Origin of the sequence: Mediterraneibacter sp. 210702-DFI.3.120, assembly GCF_020561005.1 — a bacterium.
Lineage (GTDB): Bacteria > Bacillota > Clostridia > Lachnospirales > Lachnospiraceae > Mediterraneibacter > Mediterraneibacter faecis.
The window spans coordinates 173,708-195,714 of the sequence record NZ_JAJCNG010000002.1 but is presented as its reverse complement, the minus strand read 5'-3'; the positions used below and the strand labels follow the sequence as shown (position 1 = coordinate 195,714).

The 22,007-nt window shown below is 39.7% G+C and carries 20 protein-coding genes; 14 read left to right on the top strand and 6 right to left on the bottom strand.

Going from position 1 to position 22,007, the window contains the following annotated elements:
- Window positions 1-7 precede the first annotated feature (7 nt).
- From recF to dnaA, 4 genes are all read right to left on the bottom strand, one after another.
- Window positions 8-1,099, bottom strand: a complete 1,092-nt coding sequence (gene recF / locus LI162_RS02495; RefSeq protein WP_015527668.1) for a DNA replication/repair protein RecF — start codon at window positions 1,097-1,099, stop codon at window positions 8-10.
- A 69-nt stretch (window positions 1,100-1,168) separates the two neighbouring features.
- Complete coding sequence (locus LI162_RS02490) at window positions 1,169-1,384, bottom strand: RNA-binding S4 domain-containing protein (RefSeq protein ID WP_015527669.1); 216 nt, start codon at window positions 1,382-1,384, stop codon at window positions 1,169-1,171.
- A 158-nt stretch (window positions 1,385-1,542) separates the two neighbouring features.
- On the bottom strand, window positions 1,543-2,652 hold the full coding sequence (dnaN, locus tag LI162_RS02485) for a DNA polymerase III subunit beta (RefSeq protein ID WP_015527670.1): 1,110 nt from the start codon (window positions 2,650-2,652) through the stop codon (window positions 1,543-1,545).
- A gap of 355 nt (window positions 2,653-3,007) precedes the next feature.
- A complete protein-coding gene (dnaA, locus tag LI162_RS02480) occupies window positions 3,008-4,378 on the bottom strand; it encodes a chromosomal replication initiator protein DnaA (protein ID WP_020436913.1) in 1,371 nt (456 codons plus the stop codon).
- Between the two features lie 699 nt (window positions 4,379-5,077).
- On the opposite strand from dnaA, the gene rpmH reads away from it, so the two are divergent.
- The 8 genes from rpmH (at window position 5,078) to rsmG (ending at window position 12,436) form a co-directional block, all read left to right on the top strand.
- Window positions 5,078-5,212, top strand: coding sequence for a 50S ribosomal protein L34 (gene rpmH / locus LI162_RS02475; protein WP_004847680.1), 135 nt, complete (start codon window positions 5,078-5,080; stop codon window positions 5,210-5,212).
- An 80-nt stretch (window positions 5,213-5,292) separates the two neighbouring features.
- On the top strand, window positions 5,293-5,628 hold the full coding sequence (rnpA, locus tag LI162_RS02470) for a ribonuclease P protein component (RefSeq protein WP_015527672.1): 336 nt from the start codon (window positions 5,293-5,295) through the stop codon (window positions 5,626-5,628).
- 27 nt (window positions 5,629-5,655) lie between these two features.
- The gene (gene yidD / locus LI162_RS02465) at window positions 5,656-5,868 is read left to right on the top strand and encodes a membrane protein insertion efficiency factor YidD (RefSeq protein ID WP_015527673.1); all 213 of its coding nucleotides are present in this window, start codon (window positions 5,656-5,658) and stop codon (window positions 5,866-5,868) included.
- Between the two features lie 12 nt (window positions 5,869-5,880).
- Window positions 5,881-7,215 carry a YidC/Oxa1 family membrane protein insertase gene (locus LI162_RS02460; protein WP_020436914.1) on the top strand — a complete coding sequence of 445 codons (1,335 nt, stop codon included), beginning with the start codon at window positions 5,881-5,883 and terminating at the stop codon, window positions 7,213-7,215.
- Window positions 7,216-7,290: 75 nt separating this feature from the next.
- Window positions 7,291-8,118: an RNA-binding cell elongation regulator Jag/EloR gene (jag, locus tag LI162_RS02455; protein ID WP_020436915.1), complete on the top strand. Its 828-nt coding sequence runs from the start codon at window positions 7,291-7,293 to the stop codon at window positions 8,116-8,118.
- A gap of 231 nt (window positions 8,119-8,349) precedes the next feature.
- Window positions 8,350-9,738 carry a tRNA uridine-5-carboxymethylaminomethyl(34) synthesis GTPase MnmE gene (gene mnmE, locus LI162_RS02450; RefSeq protein WP_015527676.1) on the top strand — a complete coding sequence of 463 codons (1,389 nt, stop codon included), beginning with the start codon at window positions 8,350-8,352 and terminating at the stop codon, window positions 9,736-9,738.
- The gene (gene mnmG / locus LI162_RS02445) at window positions 9,704-11,596 is read left to right on the top strand and encodes a tRNA uridine-5-carboxymethylaminomethyl(34) synthesis enzyme MnmG (protein WP_055165907.1); all 1,893 of its coding nucleotides are present in this window, start codon (window positions 9,704-9,706) and stop codon (window positions 11,594-11,596) included. Before mnmE ends, mnmG begins: the two co-directional genes overlap by 35 nt.
- A gap of 114 nt (window positions 11,597-11,710) precedes the next feature.
- Window positions 11,711-12,436, top strand: coding sequence for a 16S rRNA (guanine(527)-N(7))-methyltransferase RsmG (rsmG, locus tag LI162_RS02440; RefSeq protein WP_330582922.1), 726 nt, complete (start codon window positions 11,711-11,713; stop codon window positions 12,434-12,436).
- Between the two features lie 249 nt (window positions 12,437-12,685).
- On the opposite strand, the gene LI162_RS02435 is transcribed toward rsmG, so the two are convergent.
- Entirely contained in the window at window positions 12,686-13,663 is a 978-nt protein-coding gene (locus LI162_RS02435) for an alpha/beta fold hydrolase (RefSeq protein ID WP_055157921.1), read from the bottom strand.
- A gap of 390 nt (window positions 13,664-14,053) precedes the next feature.
- Between LI162_RS02435 and LI162_RS02430 the strand changes: the two genes are divergently transcribed.
- From LI162_RS02430 to LI162_RS02405, 6 genes are all read left to right on the top strand, one after another.
- Window positions 14,054-14,824, top strand: a complete 771-nt coding sequence (locus tag LI162_RS02430) for a ParA family protein (protein WP_020436477.1) — start codon at window positions 14,054-14,056, stop codon at window positions 14,822-14,824.
- A gap of 2 nt (window positions 14,825-14,826) precedes the next feature.
- Window positions 14,827-15,747, top strand: coding sequence for a ParB/RepB/Spo0J family partition protein (locus LI162_RS02425; protein WP_020436476.1), 921 nt, complete (start codon window positions 14,827-14,829; stop codon window positions 15,745-15,747).
- Window positions 15,748-15,754: 7 nt separating this feature from the next.
- Window positions 15,755-16,267 carry a DUF4446 family protein gene (locus LI162_RS02420; RefSeq protein WP_054753588.1) on the top strand — a complete coding sequence of 171 codons (513 nt, stop codon included), beginning with the start codon at window positions 15,755-15,757 and terminating at the stop codon, window positions 16,265-16,267.
- 38 nt (window positions 16,268-16,305) lie between these two features.
- Window positions 16,306-17,595 carry a serine--tRNA ligase gene (serS, locus tag LI162_RS02415; RefSeq protein ID WP_055145237.1) on the top strand — a complete coding sequence of 430 codons (1,290 nt, stop codon included), beginning with the start codon at window positions 16,306-16,308 and terminating at the stop codon, window positions 17,593-17,595.
- A 22-nt stretch (window positions 17,596-17,617) separates the two neighbouring features.
- Window positions 17,618-18,493: a DUF3881 family protein gene (locus LI162_RS02410; RefSeq protein WP_020436473.1), complete on the top strand. Its 876-nt coding sequence runs from the start codon at window positions 17,618-17,620 to the stop codon at window positions 18,491-18,493.
- Between the two features lie 422 nt (window positions 18,494-18,915).
- A complete protein-coding gene (locus tag LI162_RS02405; RefSeq protein WP_155203454.1) occupies window positions 18,916-20,973 on the top strand; it encodes a hypothetical protein in 2,058 nt (685 codons plus the stop codon).
- 58 nt (window positions 20,974-21,031) lie between these two features.
- Here LI162_RS02405 and LI162_RS02400 read toward each other — a convergent pair whose 3' ends face one another.
- Window positions 21,032-22,006 (bottom strand): bile acid:sodium symporter family protein, encoded by a 975-nt coding sequence (locus LI162_RS02400; RefSeq protein WP_155203456.1) that lies wholly within the window; start codon window positions 22,004-22,006, stop codon window positions 21,032-21,034.
- Between the last annotated feature and the right edge of the window lies 1 nt (window position 22,007).

Sequence of the window (22,007 nt, the reverse complement as noted above, 5' to 3'; positions counted from 1 at the left end):
AAACCTCCTAGTTTTCTTTTGCTACATGTCCACTTTTCACATGGAATATCTTGTTGATAGAAAATCTATGATTTACAAACTCATCCAGTCCCGTACAAGTAATCACCGTCTGTATATCATGAATACTATCCAGTAAATAGTTTTGCCTGTTTTTATCTAATTCAGACAAAACATCGTCTAATAACAGGATCGGCGTATCCCCAATGATCCGCTTCACCAGTTCAATCTCAGCTAATTTCAGGGACAGCGCAGCTGTTCTTTGCTGTCCCTGAGAACCAAATTTTCTAATATCCAAATCTCCTGACAGGAAACACAGGTCATCTCTATGAGGACCTACAGACGTACTTTTCATCCGCAGATCCCTCTCCCTGTTTTTCTTCAGAGCCTGCTCCATCGACATCTCACCAATACTTGATTCATAAGTCAATGACAGCCGTTCTTTCCCGCCTGTCAGACGGAAATGAATCTCTGAAATAATCTCATTCACCTGTCGTACAAATTCTTTTCTTCTGTCCAAAACCTTTGTTCCATAAGCAGCCAGCTGCATATCCCAGATATCCAGTGTCTCCAGCAAATGCTGCTGGTTCGAGCCATAGATATCCTTCAAAAGTGAATTACGCTGGTTAATAATACGGTTATAGTTCGAAAGATTGTTCAGATAGATCTTATCAAGCTGGGAAAGCTCAAGATCAATAAATCTTCTTCTTCCTGCCGGACCCTCTTTGATAATATTAAGATCCTCTGGAGAAAAGAAAACAAAATGGACAATACCGAATAACTCACTTGCACGGCGAATCGGTACCTTATCGATTGCAATTCCCTTCGGACTGTTTTTCTTCAGGTGCATATCGATCTGGAAAATGATTCCCTTTTTCTCAACTACTGTCTCCAGATGGGATTCATCATACCCAAACTGTATCATATCCCGATCCTTCGTTCCTCTGTGAGATTTCGTCGTTCCAGACAAATACAATGCTTCCAGTATGTTTGTCTTTCCTTGAGCATTGTCACCGTACAAAATATTTGTTTTCGGATCAAAGGTCAAATCTAATAAATCATAATTTCTGTAATTTTTCAGCTTTAAAGACTTGATTATCATAATTTCCCCGCCATCACGTTATAACACGAGCGAGAAAACCTCTCACATGTTATTCTACACGTTTTTTAATTATTTTTCAATTTTTATTTCATTTCCGTCAAAAGAAGCTGTATCGCCCGGATAAAGCTTTCTTCCGCGTCTCGTATCAATTTCTCCGTTTACAAGAACAAGCCCGTTCTGAATTACGTCCTTAGCCTCAACACCACTTTCAACTAACCCGGCTGCCTTGAGCGCCTGACCGAGTTTAATGAATTCATCCTGAGGGCGCAGTTTGATTATTTCCATTTCTTATCACTCCTTAATTAATTTTTATCAGTGTTTTTGATCTTTATTTTTTATTTAAACTTTTTAAACATTTTTAAACTTTTAATTTTCTGGATTTCTAAAAGTCAAAAAATTGCAGAGCAGGGCGTCTGCTCCGCATAATCTATTATTTTCTGAGTTTAGACAGCTGCATTAAAATTGACTGGAAGAATCAGATAAATGTAAGACTGATTCTCGTCTTTGATAAAGCAAGGTGCTTTTGCATTCATAAAATACAAGTCTACTTCTTCATCTTCAATCACACGAAGTGCATCGATCAAAAACTTTGGATTAAATCCAATCATCAGATCTTTTCCGTCTTTTGTACAGAAAATCAGTTCATCCATAGATCCAATCTGTGATTTGATCTTCAACTCCATTGATTCATTCTTGATGTCAATGATAATCGGCTTTTTGTCTCCCTCCTTGATAAGCAGAGTTGCACGATCAATACAATCTAACAGTTCTTTTTTATTCACATGTACTCTTGTCTCATAATCACTGGACAGCATCTGATCAATTCGGAAATATTCACCTTCAATCAGTCTGGAAACAACCAATGTTCTGTCAAATTCAAAGACAATATGATTTTTTGTAAACGAAATCTCAACTTCAGCATCCGCTTCACCGCCAATAATCTTGCTGATTTCCTGAAGAGTTTTTCCAGGAACAATTACTTTTCTCGGCTGATAAGCATCTTTCAGTTCGATTTTCCGGATTGAAATTCTGTGACCATCAAGAGAAACAACTCTGAGAACATCATTGTCAATCTCAAAAAGTTCTCCAGTCATCATCTTGTTCGTATCATTGTCAGCAATTGAAAAAATAGTCTGGCGAACAACTTCTTTCAAAGTAAACTCGGAAATAGTAATAAAATCTTCACGCTCAATCGCCGGAAGATAAGAAAAATCATCTCCTGACTGGGCTGCGATATTAAATTTCGCTTTTTCACAAGTAATAATTGCCTGATTGTCAGATTCTGTTTCAATAACAACATCATTGTCTGGAAGTTTACGGACAATTTCTGAAAAAATCTTTGCATTTAAAGCAATAATACCTCTGGAATCAATAATTCCATCAATTGTAGTTTCAATTCCAAGTTCCATATCGTTGGCAGTCAATTTGATTACATCCGTTGTTGCATCAATCAGAATACATTCAAGAATAGGCATTGTTGTTTTAGAGGGTACTGCCTTGGAAACAATACTGACTCCTTTTACGAGATTCGATTTTTTGCATATGATTCTCATGTTGATGATTACTCCTTTCAGGTTTTAAGGTTACGGTTGGTATGTGGATAACGTTTTTTTCTCGCGTAATTTATGTATATTTATATAAATCGATTCCGCCTTCTCCGCCTTAGGGGGTGTGGATAAGTGGATAAGTACCTGCAGCCCTTTAAAATCAAGGGTTTGCGGGTTTGGATAACTATGTAGATTACAGAAAAATAACGTGTTGAAACTGTGGGGAAAAAAATTCGGCAAAAAATCCACATTTTTGTTATCCCAACGTTATTCACATAGAAATCTACAGGTTTTCTACAAAGTTATCCACAATTAACGCGAAAAACTGACAAGTTATTCACATTTTATAGAGTTATCTTCCTTATACAGGATTGATTTTCTTCTTAATTATATTCACAGTGTTGTTTAAAGCTTCATCTGTCTTCAGATCATTCTCAATTTTGCGTACACCATGGCTAATGGAAGCATGATCTTTACCACCGAGCAGGGCACCAATGGATTTTAGTGGTGTATCGGTCATATTTCTGCACAGATACATGACAATCTGGCGTGGAAGAACAATCTCAGCGTTTCGTTTTTTACCTTTTAGTTCAGCTACCGGTACATTAAAGTGTTCAGAAACCACATCCATGATCAGTTCTGGTGAAACTGCACGGGTATCATCTGGTGAGATCATATCCTTCAAGGCCTCAGCAGCCAAAGGAATGTCGATCGGTTTATTCTCCAGATTAGAAAGAGCGATCAGTTTATTCAAAGATCCTTCAAGCTCACGGATATTGGATTTAATATTATTGGCAATGTACTGCATAACCTCATCCGGAATATGATATTTCTCAAGTCCGTCGAGTTCTTCTTTCTTACGAAGAATCGCCATTCTTGTCTCATAGTCAGGAGAGGAGATGTCAGCAATCAGACCCCACTCAAAACGTGTGCGAAGTCTGGCTTCCAGTGTCTCAATGTCCTTCGGAGGCTTATCACTGGAGATGATAATCTGTTTTCCTGACACATGAAGGTGGTTAAATGTATGGAAAAATTCTTCCTGTGTACTTTCTTTTCCTATAATAAACTGAATATCGTCGATCAGAAGAACATCATTATTACGATATTTCTCGCGGAATGTGGTCATTGCCAGTTCATTTCCGTTCTTACCTACTTTAAGAGCATCGATCAGTTCATTCGTAAAAGTTTCACTTGTGACATACAGTACTTTTTTGGAGGGATCATGTTCCAAAATGTAATGTGCCACGGAGTGCATCAAATGGGTCTTTCCAAGTCCAACACCTCCATATAAGAAGAGAGGGTTGTAGATCTCTCCCGGAGATTCGGCAACTGCGAGGGAAGCAGCGTGGGCGAAATTGTTGTTGCTTCCAACGACAAATGTGTCGAAAGTATACTTTGGATTTAAGTTTGCCTTTTCATAAATCGCATTTACACGGGTCTTCTGGACGGAAGACTCTTTCTTTTCCTTAATCACTTTCGGGCTGTCGGTTACAAATTCCACTTCATATTCTGTACCGGTTACTTCGGCGATGCAGACCTTAAAAGGAAGCAGATATTTATCTTGAATATGTTCAAGACTCGCCTTCAGTTTGACGAGAATATATACGGTATTGTCTTTGACTTCATAAACAGTAAGTGGTGCAATCCATGTAGTATAAGAAATATTAGATGAGCAATATTCCAGCTTCATCTTGTTTAGTACCTGATCCCAGTTTTGTTCTACAATGTTCATCGATAGTAACTCCTAATTTTTTAAAATTATAATGGAAAGGTTGAAAATCCAGCGCAAATAATTCAGGACTTATCCACATTCAACTCCTGATTATGGCTTTTAGGGCAGACTTTCCCCTACCCAAATACAATGTTTTCAGCAACTGTTTGTTAAAAAAAGTGAAAAACAGCCACTTTTTATTAACTTCGTACTAAAATAATGTGGATAACTCTAAAAATGGTAGAGTCTCTCCATTACATTTTACATCAAAAAAGCTGTAGAATCAATGAAAAAACAGTGTGTATAACTTTATCAACATCTTAAAACGTTGATAAATATGGTTTTTTATGAATAAAAAAAATTTTATCAACACGATATTTAGTGGTTTTCCACAGGTTATACAGAAGTTATCCACATATGTTGATAACTTTGTGGATAACTTCTGTATAACTGTTGTATAATTATGTGAAAAAATAGTTATACTCCTTGATATATAAGGGGTTCGAGGAACTGTGAAATTATTCACAGAAAATGTGAAAAACTCTTTAAAATGAAAAAAGGCCAGAAATTAAGGGAAAGATTGTTGATAAAGCTTGACTTTATGCGGTTTTCCCTCTATAATTAAGAGCAGTGTCTTTTAATATTGAGGCGCAGTAACGAAGTTAATTTTGTGAATACTTTTATTATAAGGTATATCAGGCATAAGGGAGGTGTAAGAATATGAAGATGACATTTCAGCCGAAGAAGAGATCAAGATCTAAAGTTCACGGATTCAGAGCAAGAATGAGCACACCAGGCGGAAGAAAAGTTCTGGCAGCAAGAAGAGCAAAAGGAAGAAAACAGTTATCAGCATAGGCCGCATATATGTGGCCTTTTCTTCTATTTAATATTAAATGATAACAGGATTTTTGTTATCTGGAATGAAGAGGATATTGATGAAATTTTCTGAGTCTTTAAAAAAGAATAAAGATTTTCAGTCAGTCTACAGGAATGGAAAATCTTTCGCTAATAAATGTCTTGTAATGTATATAATCCCGAACGAACTGAATAAGAACCGACTGGGAATATCAGTTAGTAAGAAGGTTGGAAACAGTGTGGTAAGACATCATCTTACCCGATTGATCAGAGAAAGTTACAGATTATCAGAAGAACATTTCCGATGTGGGTATGATATAGTAGTAATCGCGAGAACAAGTGCAAAGGATAAGAATTATCATGATGTGGAAAGTGCACTGATCCATCTCGGAAAGCTTCATCACATATATGTCTGATAAGACAATGATAAGGAAGTGGCGCAGATGAAGTATGTCTTGTTATGGATGATTCGTTTTTACAGGAAATATCTGTCTGGAATGAAGGGCGGATGCACTTGTAAGTATTATCCAACCTGCTCACAGTATGGGTTGGAAGCAATCGAGAAGTACGGAGCACTCAAGGGAGGGGCTCTGGCGGTATGGAGAATCCTGCGCTGTAATCCATTTTCAAAAGGTGGATATGATCCGGTACCTTAAGGAGGATAAGTAATGGAAGTATACGGACTTTTGGCTTCAGGTTATGGAGACTGGCCGATTATCAAACAGATTGCCTGGCTTTTAGGTCAGGTAATGAATGGTATCTTCAATGTACTTAGCAAGATTGGTATTGAGAATATTGGTGTTTGTATCATTATTTTCACAATCATTATTTATACATTGATGATTCCGCTTACAATCAAGCAGCAGAAGTTTTCTAAGATGTCAGCTGTTATGCAGCCGGAGATCAAGAAAATTCAGAAAAAATACGAAGGAAAGAAAGATCAGGCTTCAATGATGAAGCAGCAGGAAGAGATCAATCTTGTTTATGAGAAGTATGGAACTTCCATGACAGGTGGATGCCTCCCGATGTTGATCCAGATGCCGATTCTGTTCGCGCTGTATCCGGTTATCCGTGATATTCCGACGTATGTAAAAGGTGTTAAAGATGTTTATATGCCTGTGACAGAAGCAATCATGAATACAAATGGCTTCCAGAAGATCATGGAGACGATCGGTGAAGCAAGCCCGGTTCTTATGAACCCAAAGGCTTATGATTATTCCCAGGCAGATACAATTGTAAATGTACTTTATAAATTCCAGGATTCTACATGGAATACGCTGATGGAAAAGATGCCGAGTATCACGGATCTTGCACAGCAGACAATGGATAAGGTTACTCACCTGAACAGTTTCCTTGGAATTAATATTGGAGAGCAGCCGCTGACACAGTTGACAACTGCATTACACAACGGATCTGTTGTAGGAATCATCCTTGCAGTACTTATTCCGGTACTTGCAGGTCTGACACAGTTTATCAGTGTTAAGCTTCAGCCACAGCCGGCAGGAGATGACAAAGATAACCCGATGGCAAGCTCTATGAAGACAATGACATACACAATGCCGCTGATCTCAGTATTTATGGGATTCACACTTCCGGCAGGTCTTGGTCTCTACTGGGCAGCAAGTGCAGCAGTAAGATGTATTCAGCAGCTTGCAATCAACAAATATCTCAGCACAAAGTCTCTTGATGAGATGATCAAAGAGAACCAGAAGAAAGCACAGAAGAAACGTGAGAAACACGGAACTTCTGCAAAAGAGATCAATAAGATGGCAACAACAAGTACTCGTAATGTGGGTACTGTTACAAAGGGAAAATCTGGAATTTCTGAAGCAGAGAAAGAAGAAAAGATCCAGAAAGCAAAGCAGAAGGCTCAGAATTCCAAGCCGGGAAGCCTTGCTTCTAAGGCAAATCTGGTAAGCCGTTATAACAGCGGACAGCAGACAAACCAGCCGAAGGCAGAAGATGAGAGCAGTTCTAAAGAAAAAAAGGGCAAGAAAAAATAAAGGAAGATTCGTAACTCCTAACCGTTCTCTTAAAAAGCAGGAGACGGGTCAGGATTTGAAGATGGAGGAATCGGGATGAACGGTAGTATCAGAGTATCGGCGAAAACAGTTGATGATGCGATCACAGAAGCATTAATCCAGCTTGGTGTAACAAGCGACAGACTGGAGTACGAAGTAATCGAGAAGGGAAGCGCAGGATTCCTGGGAATCGGAATGAAGCAGGCAGTTATTGAAGCAAGAAGAAAACCGGAACCGAAAGAGGAGAAGGTAGAAGAGCCTGTAGTAGAAGAACCTGTGAAAGCAGAGCCAAAGAAGGTTGAAACAGTTCAGCCTCAGAAAGCAGCTGCAGAAAAGAAAGCGGATGAACCTCAGAAGGCTGCTTTTGAAAAAGCTGTAGAAAAAGAAGTAAAAGAGGAAGTTAAGAAAGAGACAAAACTTGTAGAAGTTCAGCCTCAGACAATCGAAGCAGTAGAAGATTTCCTCAAGAATACAATGAAAGCCATGGACATGGAAGTTGAGCTTAAGACTGAGATTGATCAGGATGGTGCACTTTGCGTAGATATGAGTGGAGAGCATATGGGAATTCTGATTGGTAAGAGAGGACAGACTCTGGATTCTCTGCAGTATCTTGCGAACCGTGTAGCGAACAAGCATCAGGAAGGTTATGTAAGAGTAAAGCTTGACACAGAGAACTATCGTGCAAGAAGAGAAGAGACTCTGAGACACCTTGCAAAGAACATTGCACATAAGGTAAAGAGAAACAGAAGACCGGTAGCACTTGAGCCGATGAATCCTTATGAGAGAAGAATCATCCACTCAGCACTGCAGTCAGATCCTTATGTGATGACACACAGTGAGGGAGAAGAGCCGTTCAGAAAAGTTGTTATTACTTTGAAGAAATAATACTGTTTATGAATCGGAAGCGAAAGGACGTTTACGCTTCACGGATACTTTCGTGAGGTGTGGAACGTCCTTTTTTCTATGGTAAAATATGATGATACCAGGATTGTGGGAGTGCATTGCACGAGACAATCCGTAGGTATCATAGTTGGGGGAGTTTGCCCCCCAACATCATCAGAATATAGGAAGCAGGAAATCAGAGTACAGAGCAGGAAAACAGAAAGGAAATAAGGCATGAATCAGGATACGATTGCAGCGATTTCTACAGGTATGACTAATTCGGGAATCGGAATTGTAAGAATCAGCGGAAGTGAAGCGCTGGAGATAGCAGATCGTGTATATAAAGGGAAAGAAACGATTACAGAAGTGCCAACGCATACGATTCATTATGGACATGTAATGGATGGAGATGAGACAGTTGACGAAGTACTTGTGATGGTGATGCGCGGACCTCGTACATTTACAGGAGAAGACACAGTTGAGATCAACTGCCACGGTGGAACTTATGTTGTAAGCAGAGTTTTGGAGACGGTCTTAAAGGCGGGAGCAAGACCGGCAGAGCCGGGAGAATTTACCAAGAGGGCATTCTTAAACGGCAAGATGGATCTGTCACAGGCAGAGGCGGTCATCGATGTGATCACATCAGAAAATGAGTATGCATTGCAGAGTTCGATCAGCCAGCTCAAGGGAAGTGTGAAGAACAGGATCAAAGAGATCCGTGAGAAGATTATTTATCATACAGCGTTTATTGAGACTGCGCTGGATGATCCGGAGCATATCAGTGTCGATGGATATGGTGAGGTGCTAAAGGAGGCAGCAGAAGAGGTGATCGATCAGTTGAAAGAACTGATTGATTCCTCGGATGATGGAAGGATCATGAAAGAGGGGATCCAGACAGTAATTCTTGGAAAACCGAATGCAGGAAAGTCATCCCTTCTGAATATTCTGGCGGGTCATGACCGTGCGATTGTTACAGATATTGAAGGAACGACAAGAGATGTCTTAGAGGAGCAGATCCGTCTGCAGGGACTGACTTTGAATATCATTGATACTGCCGGAATCCGTCAGACAGACGATATCGTGGAAAAAATGGGTGTCGATAAGGCGAAAGAATACGCAAAAGAGGCAGATCTTATTATTTATGTTGTAGATGCATCAAGAAATCTTGACGAAAATGATGAAAAAATCTTTGATTTGATTTATGATAAAAGAACAGTGATTCTGCTTAATAAGTCGGATCTGGATACTGTAGTGACAGAAGAGATGATCCGCGAAAGGATTTCACAAAAGGGTGTTCAGAAGCAGATTCCTGTGATTGCGATTTCTGCGAAGGAAGAGCAGGGAATCAAGGAACTTGAGAACACCGTGAAAGCAATGTTCTTAAAGGGAGATCTCTCATTCAATGAAGAGGTTTATATTACAAATGCAAGACAGAAAAATGCATTGGTCAATGCGAGAGAGAGTATGAAGAAAGTCATTTTCAGCATTGACGCCGGCATGCCGGAGGATTTCTATTCGATCGATCTGATGGATGCCTATGAATCACTTGGAAATATTACCGGAGAATCAATAGGAGAAGATTTAGTAAATGAAATATTCAGCAAGTTCTGTATGGGAAAATAAAGATGAATATGATGTTGTCGTTGTAGGCGCAGGACATGCGGGCTGTGAGGCTGCACTTGCGACTGCAAGACTTGGATTTAAGACAGTGATCTTTACGGTCAGTGTGGACAGTATCGCACTGATGCCATGTAATCCGAATATCGGAGGAAGCTCAAAGGGACATCTGGTCAGAGAGCTGGATGCACTTGGCGGAGAGATGGGAAAAGTCATTGACCAGACATTTATCCAGTCTAAGATGCTTAACAGTTCAAAAGGTCCTGCCGTGCATTCACTGCGTGCACAGGCGGATAAGGCAAATTATAGTAAAACAATGCGTCAGGTGCTTCAGAACCAGGAGAATCTGGATATCCGTCAGATGGAAGTGACAGAGATCCTAGCAGAGGATGGGAAGATCACAGGAGTACAGACGTACTCAGGCGCTATTTACCGCTGTAAGGCCGTTGTACTCTGTACGGGTACATATTTAAAGGCACGCTGTATTTACGGCGAAATAAGTACACATACGGGCCCTAACGGGCTTCAGAGTGCCAACTATCTGACAGATAGCCTGAAAGCACTCGGAATTAAGATGTATCGCTTCAAAACAGGTACACCGGCGCGTATTGATAAGAATACGATTGATTTCAGCAAGATGCAGGAGCAGAAAGGAGATGAGAGGGTTGTACCGTTCTCGTTTACTACAGATCCTGAGAGTGTTCAGATCGATCAGGCGTCCTGCTGGCTGACTTATACGAATGAGACAACACATGAGATCATCCGTGGCAATCTGGACCGTTCACCGCTTTATTCAGGAGCAATTGAAGGTACGGGACCGAGATATTGTCCGTCTATCGAGGATAAGGTTGTGAAATTCCCGGACAAGAACCGTCATCAGGTGTTTATCGAGCCGGAAGGACTTGAGACGAATGAAATGTATGTCGGTGGAATGTCCAGTTCACTTCCGGAAGATGTCCAGTATGCAATGTACAGAAGTGTGCCGGGACTGGAACATGCGAAGATCGTGCGAAATGCGTATGCGATCGAGTATGACTGCATTGATGCGAGACAGTTGAAGAGTACATTGGAATTCAAAGAGATTGAAGGTCTGTTCAGTGGTGGACAGTTTAACGGAAGTTCAGGTTATGAAGAGGCTGCTTCCCAGGGACTGATCGCAGGAATCAATGCAGCGAGAAAGCTGCAGGGAAAAGAAGGTATCGTGATCGACAGATCTCAAGGGTATATCGGAGTTCTGATCGATGATCTTGTCACAAAAGAGAGTCATGAACCGTATCGTATGATGACTTCACGCGCAGAGTACAGACTGCTTCTTCGTCAGGATAATGCAGATATACGTCTTACAAAGATTGGTTACGAGGTGGGCCTGATCGATGAGGAGAGATATCAGAAACTGTTGAAAAAGGAAGAGATGATCGAGAAAGAGATCGAGCGTGTGGAGCACACAAATGTAGGTACTACAGAAGCTGTACAGGCATTGCTTGAATCATATGAAAGCACACCGCTGACATCAGGAACAACACTTGCAGAGCTGATACGCAGACCGGAGTTGTCTTATGAGAAGATCGCACCGATCGATAAGCACAGAGAAGAACTGCCATATGATGTGAAAGAACAGGTTGATATTAATATTAAATATGACGGTTATATCAAGCGTCAGATGCGTCAGGTAGAGCAGTTTAAGAAGCTTGAGAACAAGAGAATTCCAGAAAATATTAATTATGATGAGATTCAGAGCCTTCGTCTTGAGGCAAAGCAGAAACTGAATCAGATCCGTCCGTCGTCAATCGGCCAGGCATCCAGAATCTCAGGAGTTTCACCGGCAGATGTGTCCGTGCTTCTTGTATATTTAAGCAGTAAATAAAAGTGTTAGTTAAAGCAATACATGAGAATCTAAAAATGCTATAATAATATTCTACGGAACGGTATTGTCGGATTGTTGAAACTGTTCCGTGGGAAATAATGATTGGAGAATATAGTGGGAGAGAACACACAGAGTAAATTTGATCTAGAATTAGAAAAAATCGGAATCACATTAAATGAGCGGCAGAAGCAGCAGTTCGACAAGTATTATGAAATGCTAGTTGAGTGGAATAAAGTGATGAATCTGACAGGGATCACGGAGTATGATGAGGTGAATCTGAAGCACTTTACAGATAGTCTGACAATCGCAAGAACACAGGAGATGCAGAAGGTGCAGAGCGTGATTGATATCGGAACAGGAGCTGGTTTCCCGGGGATTCCTCTGAAGATTGCATTTCCGCATCTGAAGGTTGTACTTCTTGATTCACTGAATAAACGAATTAAGTTCTTAGAGGCAGTAATTGAAGAATTAGGATTGGAAAATATCAGTACAATTCATGGAAGAGCAGAAGATTTTGCAAAGAAAAAGGAATACAGAGAGCAGTTTGATCTCTGCGTTTCAAGAGCTGTTGCGAATCTGTCAACATTGAGTGAGTATTGCCTTCCATTTGTAGCTGTAAATGGCAGTTTTGTTTCTTATAAAAGTGGAGATTCTGAAGAAGAAATCCATCAGGCAAAACATGCGATTTCATTGTTAGGTGGAAAAGTAAAGAATGTGGATAAGTTCCAATTACCTGGAACAGACATGGGTCGTGCACTTGTTGAAATAAAAAAAACAAAGCAGACACCGGGCAAATATCCTAGAAAAGCAGGATTACCGGCAAAAGAACCATTAAAATAAGCAAATATATGAGGACCTGTTTACTGGCATTCTGGTGAATAGGTCTTCATTTTTGAGTGTATTGTTGAAAAATGCCGAAATAGTCAGAAAATAAGTCTAAAAAGAAGATATCCTCAAAAAAAGAAGGAGTTATCCACATTTTCCACATGAGATATTCACTCTGTGTGGATATCTCATGTGGAAAATGTGGATAACTCTAGTTTTTAGAAAAAATATGATACGAGTAAAATTTCTAATTTATGCGATATTCTATTCACATTCTTCAGCGTCTGACAAGAAAATTTCTACATTTTCAATGAATTCGTCACATTTTTCAATATGAGGAAGTTGTTTGGTTTTGGCCATTCCTGCAATTTCAATCGAAGGAAGATAGTTCTGATATTCACTGGCTGCCAAAGAATTTTCAGGATTACTATTTCCTACAATAATGGAGATGCTGTTATTTAATTTATTCAGACAGTGAAGAACATTTGCATTCGTATATCTCGTCTTTTGACAGGCGAAAAGATATTTGGAATTTGTATGTTCTTTGTGTGCTGCTTCAAAGTAGGTGAGAATATCTTTTTCACTAATTTCATTCTGAGTATAATAAGAAGAGCAGAGGGCATGAGCAATTGTCTTCTTATTTACATACATATTATAGATAAATGTACCCAGAATAGGAGAATACAGGATATTCTTTATGAATTTACTACGTTTTGTAGGAATCTTTGCCAGGTCTACCAGATTCGGCGGATTTATCATAATAACTTTATTTATAATTGTTTCATCGTTTGCACAGGCCATTAGTACAAATGGACAGGATTCACCAGAAACAATTACATCAGTTTTTTCTCCGATAATATGTTTGATAAAGTTCGTGATTAATTCTACATACAGATAATTAGTATATGTTAATCCCGGACGGTCGGAACAACCGCAGCCTAAAAGATCAATTGTATATACAGTATGGGACTTGGCAAGTTCCTCTATATTGTTTCTCCATTCATAGGAAGAAGAACATACATTGAGATTATGCACTAAAAGTAAAGGTGATCCTTCACCAGTTTTCTTATATGCGATTTTGCCAAATCTCCAGTTATAGTATTCATATTCATCAGAATTGATTAATTTATCAGCAGTTGAGATATATTCTAATACACGGTTGGCAATATGCATTGCACCGAGAGAAACTCCTGCTAAAGTAGTAAAAAAAGTTAGTTTTTTCTTAATACTCAAATTATTCACCTTCCTTATTATAATAGTGGTTTGTTTTATATAAAAGTAAGAGCCTGAATTAAAAGAAACTCTTACTTTATTATACTACATTCTTAAATTCAAATAAAGCGAAAAAATCTTAATGTTTAATTATAGAAGATAGTGGATTATCTCTAAAAATGTTTCACGTGAAACATTTTTGATCCGCACAATCAAATCCGCACCCTGCGCGTATAATACAGTTATTTACAAAATGCAGTACTAGAAATAACTGAGAAAACACAATGTTTCACGTGAAACATTTTAGAAAATGAGAAAAATGAAAAGGAAGATGTTTCACGTGAAACATTTGATTAGTTCTAGATTAATGAAAAGAAAGGTGATATAATAATGAATGTCCGAGAGAAAGGAGTAAAAATAATGGGTAGAGTGATAGCAATTGCGAATCAGAAAGGTGGAGTTGGTAAGACTACAACAGCAATCAACTTATCGGCCTCTTTAGCTAGTTCGGGAAAAAAAGTGCTTGCTATAGATATGGATCCTCAGGGAAATATGTCCAGTGGATTGGGCGTTGATAAGAATGAGGTTGAAAAGACAATTTATGAACTTATTATTGGTAAGTGTAAAATTGAGGAGTGTATTTGCAAGGAACCAATAGAAAACCTGAGTGTAGATGTGCTTCCGTCAAGTATTGATTTATCAGCCGCTGAGATTGAACTGATTGGCGTTGACAATAAGGAATATATTTTACGAGATGAAGTTGAAAAGATAAAAGATAATTATGACTTTATAATTATTGACTGCCCTCCGGCATTGAGCATGCTTACAATTAATGCAATGACTACTTCTGACTCGGTGATTGTTCCAATTCAGTGTGAGTATTATGCGCTGGAAGGATTAAGTCAATTGATGCATACGATTGAACTTGTTCAGGATAGACTGAATCCGAAACTTGAAATGGAAGGTGTCGTATTTACAATGTACGATGCAAGAACAAATTTATCATTACAGGTAGTGGAAAATGTAAAAGATAACCTGAACCAAAATATTTATAAGACAATTATTCCGAGAAATGTCCGACTGGCTGAAGCACCAAGTTATGGACTTCCAATCAATCTGTATGATCCAAAATCCAAAGGAACAGAGAGTTACATGCTTTTAGCAGAAGAAGTGATTAATAAAGGAGAATAAGTATGCCTGTGAAGAAGAGCGGACTTGGAAAAGGATTGGATAGTCTAATCCCAAACAAAAACGTTAAAAGCGCAAAACCTTCTGTAAAAGCGGACGAGAAAAAGGCAGCTCCGAAAGAAGAAATTTTAGAGGCAGGACCGATCATGGTGAAGATAAATAAAGTTGAACCAAATCGGGAACAGCCACGGAAAGATTTTGATGAAGATGCATTGATGGAACTTGCAGATTCAATTAAGCAGTTTGGTGTATTGCAGCCGATTCTTGTTCAGAAGAAGAAGGACTATTATGAAATTATTGCCGGTGAGAGAAGATGGCGCGCGGCAAAGCTGGCAGGATTGAAAGAAGTGCCAATTATCGTAAAAGAATTTACAGAGCAGGAAATTGTTGAGATTTCTTTGATTGAGAATATTCAGAGAGAAAATCTGAATCCGATTGAAGAAGCAATGGCTTATAAGAGACTGTTGAAAGAATTCAACTTGAAACAGGATGAAGTTGCTGAACGAGTGTCAAAGAGCAGAACTGCGGTTACGAACTCAATGAGATTATTAAAACTGAATGACAGAGTTCAGCAGATGATCATTGACGATATGATCAGTACAGGCCATGCAAGAGCTCTTCTGGCAATCGAAGATGAAGAGCAGCAGTACATGCTTGCCAACAAAATCTTTGATGAGAAGCTTAGTGTTCGCGAGACAGAGAAACTGGTGAAGGCTCTGAAGAATCCGAAAAAGGAAGAAAAAAAGCCGGAAGTAGAAAATCAGTTCGTATACACAAATCTTGAAGAGCAGATGAAGAGTCTGATCGGTACAAAAGTAAGTGTTCATGCGAAAGCAAATGGAAAAGGAAAGATTGAGATTGAGTATTACTCACCGGATGATCTGGAAAGAATCTATGAGTTGCTCATGACAATCCAGCATAATTAAAAAGGAGATGGTAGAAGTGACTGGAGTATTTGGCAATCTGGGAATTGATCCATTCTACGCATTTCTTATTTTACTTATTTTGCAGGTAGCCTTGCTTGTCGTACTTGTGTTAGTGTATGATAAGTATAAACACCTGGAAAAAGTATTCAATACCTTTATGAAGGGAAAGAATGGAAAATCACTGGAGGAATCCATTTTTGAACGGTTTGACAAGATCGACGAAGTCGTAGATCAGGTAGAAGAAAACCGTGAGGAGATTGCAGAACTTTATAATAAAATGAAAACGCATTACCAGAAAGTCGGAATCGTAAAATATGATGCATTCCATGAAATGGGAGGCGAATTAAGTTTTGCAATTACAATGTTAGATGAAAACAATACTGGATGGATCTTAAATATAATGCATAGCCGTCAGGGCTGTTATGCATATGTGAAAGATATTGTAAAAGGTGAGAGTACAATTCAGCTGGCAGAGGAAGAAAGAGAAAGTCTTGAGAAAGCTATTTTTCAAGAAAAATAAATAGTAAAAAAGAAATTAGACAGGAAAGGGTAAATAACATGTTAGACATCAAATTTGTAAGAAATAATCCGGATGTAGTAAAACAGAACATCAAAAATAAATTTCAGGATGAGAAGCTTCCACTTGTTGATGAAGTAATTGAACTGGATAAGAGAAACAGAGAAATCAAACAGGAAGTAGAAGCACTTCGCGCAGAGAAAAACAAAGCTTCTAAGGAAATCGGAGCAATGATGGCTCAGAAGAAGATTGAAGAAGCAGAAGCACTGAAGAAGAAAGTTGCAGAGAGCAATGGACGTATCAATGAACTTTCAGAGGAAGAGAAAGAAGTAGAAGAGAAACTGAAAAAGAATATGATGATCATCCCGAACATCATTGATCCTTCCGTACCGATCGGTAAAGATGACAGTGAGAACGTAGAGGTAGAAAGATTTGGCGAGCCGGTTGTTCCGGATTTCGAAGTTCCATATCATACAGACATTATGGAATCTTTCAATGGAATCGATCTCGATGCTGCAAGAAGAGTAGCAGGTAATGGATTTTATTATCTGATGGGAGATATCGCAAGACTTCACTCAGCAGTGATCTCTTATGCAAGAGATTTCATGATCAACAGAGGATTCACATACTGTGTACCGCCTTTTATGATCAGAAGCAACGTTGTAACAGGTGTTATGAGCTTTGCTGAGATGGATGCCATGATGTACAAGATTGAAGGAGAAGACCTTTATCTGATCGGAACAAGTGAGCATTCCATGATTGGTAAATTCATTGGACAGACATTGGAGAAAGATCAGGTTCCACAGACTCTGACAAGTTATTCACCTTGCTTCAGAAAAGAAAAAGGTGCTCACGGAATTGAGGAGCGTGGAGTTTACAGAATCCACCAGTTCGAGAAACAGGAAATGATCGTTGTCTGCGAACCGGAAGAAAGCAAAGAATGGTATGACAAACTGTGGAAGAATACAGTAGACCTTTTCCGTTCTATGGATATTCCGGTACGTACACTTGAGTGCTGCTCCGGAGATCTTGCAGATCTGAAAGTAAAATCTGTTGACGTAGAAGCATGGTCACCAAGACAGCAGAAATACTTCGAGGTAGGAAGCTGCTCTAACTTAGGAGATGCCCAGGCAAGAAGACTTGGTATCCGTATCAAAGGAGAGAACGGAAGCTACTTCGCTCATACATTAAACAACACAGTTGTTGCTCCACCGAGAATGCTGATCGCGTTCCTTGAGAACAATCTTCAGGCAGATGGTTCTGTAAGAATTCCGGAAGTTCTTCAGCCATACATGGGTGGAAACAAAGAAATTACACCAAAGAACAAATAAAGAAATATAAAGCAAATAAAATATGCATCAGTATTTAAAAGCAATTGGATTTGAAAATATTCAAACAAGAAAAGATCTGAAAAAGCTCTTAAAAGAAGTAGAAGAGAATTTCACACATCAGACAATTGTATCCTACAGACCGGGCGAAGATTTCTGCGAATTCCAGAAAGAGTTCGGTCAGGATGTAGGAATCACACTCTGCGGAGAACTTGATGATGAGGAACATTTTGAAGCTGCATATTATTTCCCGTATTTTGAAGGAAGCGGAGTTACAACGTATGCAGAAATCGATGTGCAGAGAAAGATTGAGAAAGAACAGTATGTTGGTCTTTGTGAAGATTCTAAGATCGGAATCAGTCTGATCTTCACACTGCAGAATGGTGTGGAATATATGCGGGAGAAACAGGCTGGTCTTGCAAAAGATGTGCAGACCTCAGTGACATTTTCAGGATTGGCACAAGGTGGAACGATCCTGCTTCCGGTTAATAAAAATGAGCAGCAGATTTTAAATGAAAAGCGTGCGTCAGATACAAGAAGAGAATTGATGAACGCAGCCCGCAAGGGCGACCAGGCAGCAATCGAGACGCTGACATTTGACGATATGGATCTCTATTCCAAGGTGTCAAAGAGATTGGCGAATGAAGATGTATTTTCCATTGTGGACACATATTTCATGCCGTTTGGAGCAGAATGTGATATGTATTCGATCATGGGAGAAATCCTGGCAGTGAGAGAGCGGATCAACAGAATGACAGGTGTGAGACTGTATCAGATGCGTCTGAATGTAAATGAACTGACATTTGATGTCTGCGTTCCGGCAGATTCCGTGATGGGAGAGCCGGAGATCGGAAGACGGTTCAAAGGTACAATCTGGCTGCAGGGATATATTAATTTTTAAAAATGAAGAGAAATTGTTGCTGGACACACGCAGTGTGAAAAGTAATGGGAAATCCACATCCGGAATGTGAAAAACATGGAATAAATGTGGAAAAAAGATTTCATTTAACAGAAGAATGTGGATAACGAAGGCACCATCTCTGGCTGAAAAGTAGTTCGGTCAGGAGATGGTGTCTTTTACAATTCGTGCCATTTTAGCATGATTCGTGCCAAAAGAATTGAAAATAAGAGATGTTTTTTTATAATAAAAACATAACTGTTCAGAGCCAACCTTCAAAATGCTACGCATTTCGTCGGCGTGGCGTATCCGCCAAATAAAATTTCAAAAACAGTCTTAAAAATGCAAGCATTTTACACTTGTTTTATGAAATTCTGCTTGGCTCTGAACAGTTACAGATTACGAGAAAAAGGAGGCCGAATAATATGAAAAAACGAACAATTCTTTTAGCATTTATTATATCAGCAGTCGCAATGACATCAGGTTGTTCATCGAATGAACCAAAGACAGATGAGGTGAAACAGGAACAGACAAAAACAGAAAGTGTAAGCTCAGGAGTAACGATAAAACCGCTTACCCAAAAGGCAATCGATGAGAATCCTTATATGGCAAAAAATGATGCGAATATCCACCATGATTGTTATAATTCAGATTCAACAGATGAGGTACTGCCTGTTGGTATTTACCCAGAAATTAATGTTTCTTATGAAAAGGTGAATCCGAATGCATCTCCGGCGGTATTTTTTGACAATTATGGACATTCAGTTGTTCCGTTGTTGGGAGGACTTGCAATTCGTGATATCAATGCAGAAGAAACACAGACGATCGGATATTTCTCACCAAAACAGCATGACGGTGGAGGGTATGTGATACAAAGTTCCTATTCCTTTGTTGATGAAAATAATCGTCTGGTTTGTCCGACAAGCAACAATCATGTACTTATGTTGAAAGCAACAGACGAGGAAGGAAATGTGCTGCCGGAATTTGAAAAAGTGCTGGATATTGATATTAAAGCAGCGGCAGAGGCGATTACCGGAAAGACATTGGATCAGAATTTATTATCTGTAGTGTTTGACTATGAGGGAAATCTCTGGTTTGCAACCGGCGGATTCAGAATCTATCCGGAACGTCAGCAGCAAGGTGCGATGGGATACATTTCCAGAGATGCGATCAACGCAATTCTGAATGGAGAAGAGGTTGATCTGACAGCATCTACATTTGTATATGAATTAACTCCTGGAGAAGGGGCAGAAAATGGAATAGCTTCTTCGAAAGAGGGTGCGGTCATCTTAACAAATCAGAACTGCTATCTGCTGAAAGCAGATAATGGTGTACAGGTAGAATGGTGTACTCCGTATGAAAGTGCAGGGGCAAAAGACAGCAAAGAAGGTGATGAAACGACCGGAGGAGGTCTGGCGTGGGGAAGTGGATGTTCGCCGTCACTAACCAGTAATCTGGTCATGTTTACAGATAATCAGAATCCGGTGAATCTGCTGGCATTAGATATGAAGACCGGTGAAAAGGTTGCAAGCACACCTGTTATTGATGAGCTGCCGGAAGAAATGCAGGTATCCGTAGAAAATTCAGCAATCGTATATGATAACAGTGAAGGTACAGTCAGCACAATCGTATGTAACTGGTTTGGAGCAGGAAGTGCGAAGCTTGCGGACGCAGATAACGATTCATCTGTACAGACATATGAAAATATCTATGATGTAAACTGGCTGCAGAAAGGAAATAAAATGGTCATGCCGGGAGTTGAGCGTGTTGATACGATCAAGACAGAGGACGGATATGAAATGAAGAGTATCTGGTGCAGAGATGATATCCGGGATACATCGATGATGAAGCTTTCAACCGCAACAGGATACATTTACGGTTATGTTCAGGACCTGGACAGTGGCATGTGGCAGTTTATCATGATCGATTTTGAGACCGGTGAGACTGCATTTTCAATGGATGTGTCAGATAAACCGGGATATAACAATATGGCAATCGGTATGTATGCAGGAAGCAGTGGAAATGCATTATACTGTCCAACAGGATATCTTGAACTCCTCAGACTGCAGGATCGGTTCGTATATCTTCCGGAAATGCCTTACCGAAAAGTAGATTTGGACAAGGCAATGCGAAATATATTAACGCAGGAAGAATTTACGGAAGACGGAGGTAAGGGCAATGTCGCAGGATGGCTGAATACGATAACGGTAGAAAATGTACATCCGAGTACGACTGTGGCGATACGAATGAAGGGGCTTGCAGGCAAAACGGATGACTTTAAGCTGTATGCTTATGGAAAAGACGGTAAGCTGACAGAGGTTCCGGAAGATCTGTGGAAGATTCAGACAGAAGATGGAAAGACACCAGAGAAGTTGTCGGAAGATACATTGTACGAAGTACATGTTACAGTAGAAGATGGAGGATCATTGGATCTTAGCGATACAGAGAAAGAGATTAAGATAGCAGTAGTATTAGGAAATTAAAGAAAAGCAAACGGGGATGGAGAAAGTAGTTTCCTATCCTCGTTTGCTTTTCTTTTATCTATTCAGTTACTTCCAGGCAAGCTTCTTTCGTACCAGTTCCGCCACGGCGGATCCCGGCGAATAAAGAGCCTGATATATTATGCCATACACTGAAGATCGCTCCCGGAAGCGTTGCCAGTGGATTGGCTACAAAATTAGCTGTTGCAAGAGAAATCGCAAGGCCGCTGTTCTGCATTCCGACTTCGATCGCAATCGCAGTAGCTTTATCATATTCGATATGTAAAAGTTTTGCTGCGCCAAGCCCGATGCCCATTCCGCAGAGATTGTGAAGTGCTACAACTCCAAGTACGAGCAGACCACAGCTTAAGATTTTTTCTGTATTGACAGATACGATTCCACTGATGATCATTACGATGGATACAACAGAAATCAGTGGAAGTACTTCTGATATTTTCTGAATCTGCTTTCCAAAGATCCAGTTTATCAAAATACCAAGAAGGACCGGAATCAGTACAACCTTTACAACAGAAATTACCATCGCAAGGAAAGATACTTCTACCCAGGCACCGGCAAGCAGATACACTAATAACGGTGTCATCAGTGGGGCCGCAAGCGTGGAAGTGATCGTCATTCCAACAGAGAGTGCCACATCACCTCCGGCAATATATGTGATCACATTACTTGCTGTTCCCCCAGGACAACATCCGACCAGAATAACGCCGAGTGCAAGATCTGTCGGAAGATGCATCAGCTGGCATAATCCCCATGCCACAACAGGCATGATCGTATATTGTGCAACAAATCCGATCACGATTTCTTTTGGCCTTGAAAAAACTCTCTTAAAATCGTCCATCTTGATTGTAAGCCCCATGCCAAACATGGCAACACCTAAAAAGATGGATGTATAATTGGTTGTCCATGCGAACCCGTCGCGCCAGAAAAATGCGATCACAGAGAAGCAGATGATAATAATTCCAATATATTTTGTAAGAAAAGAACTGGCTTTTCCTACTTTTTTCATCACATTTTCCATA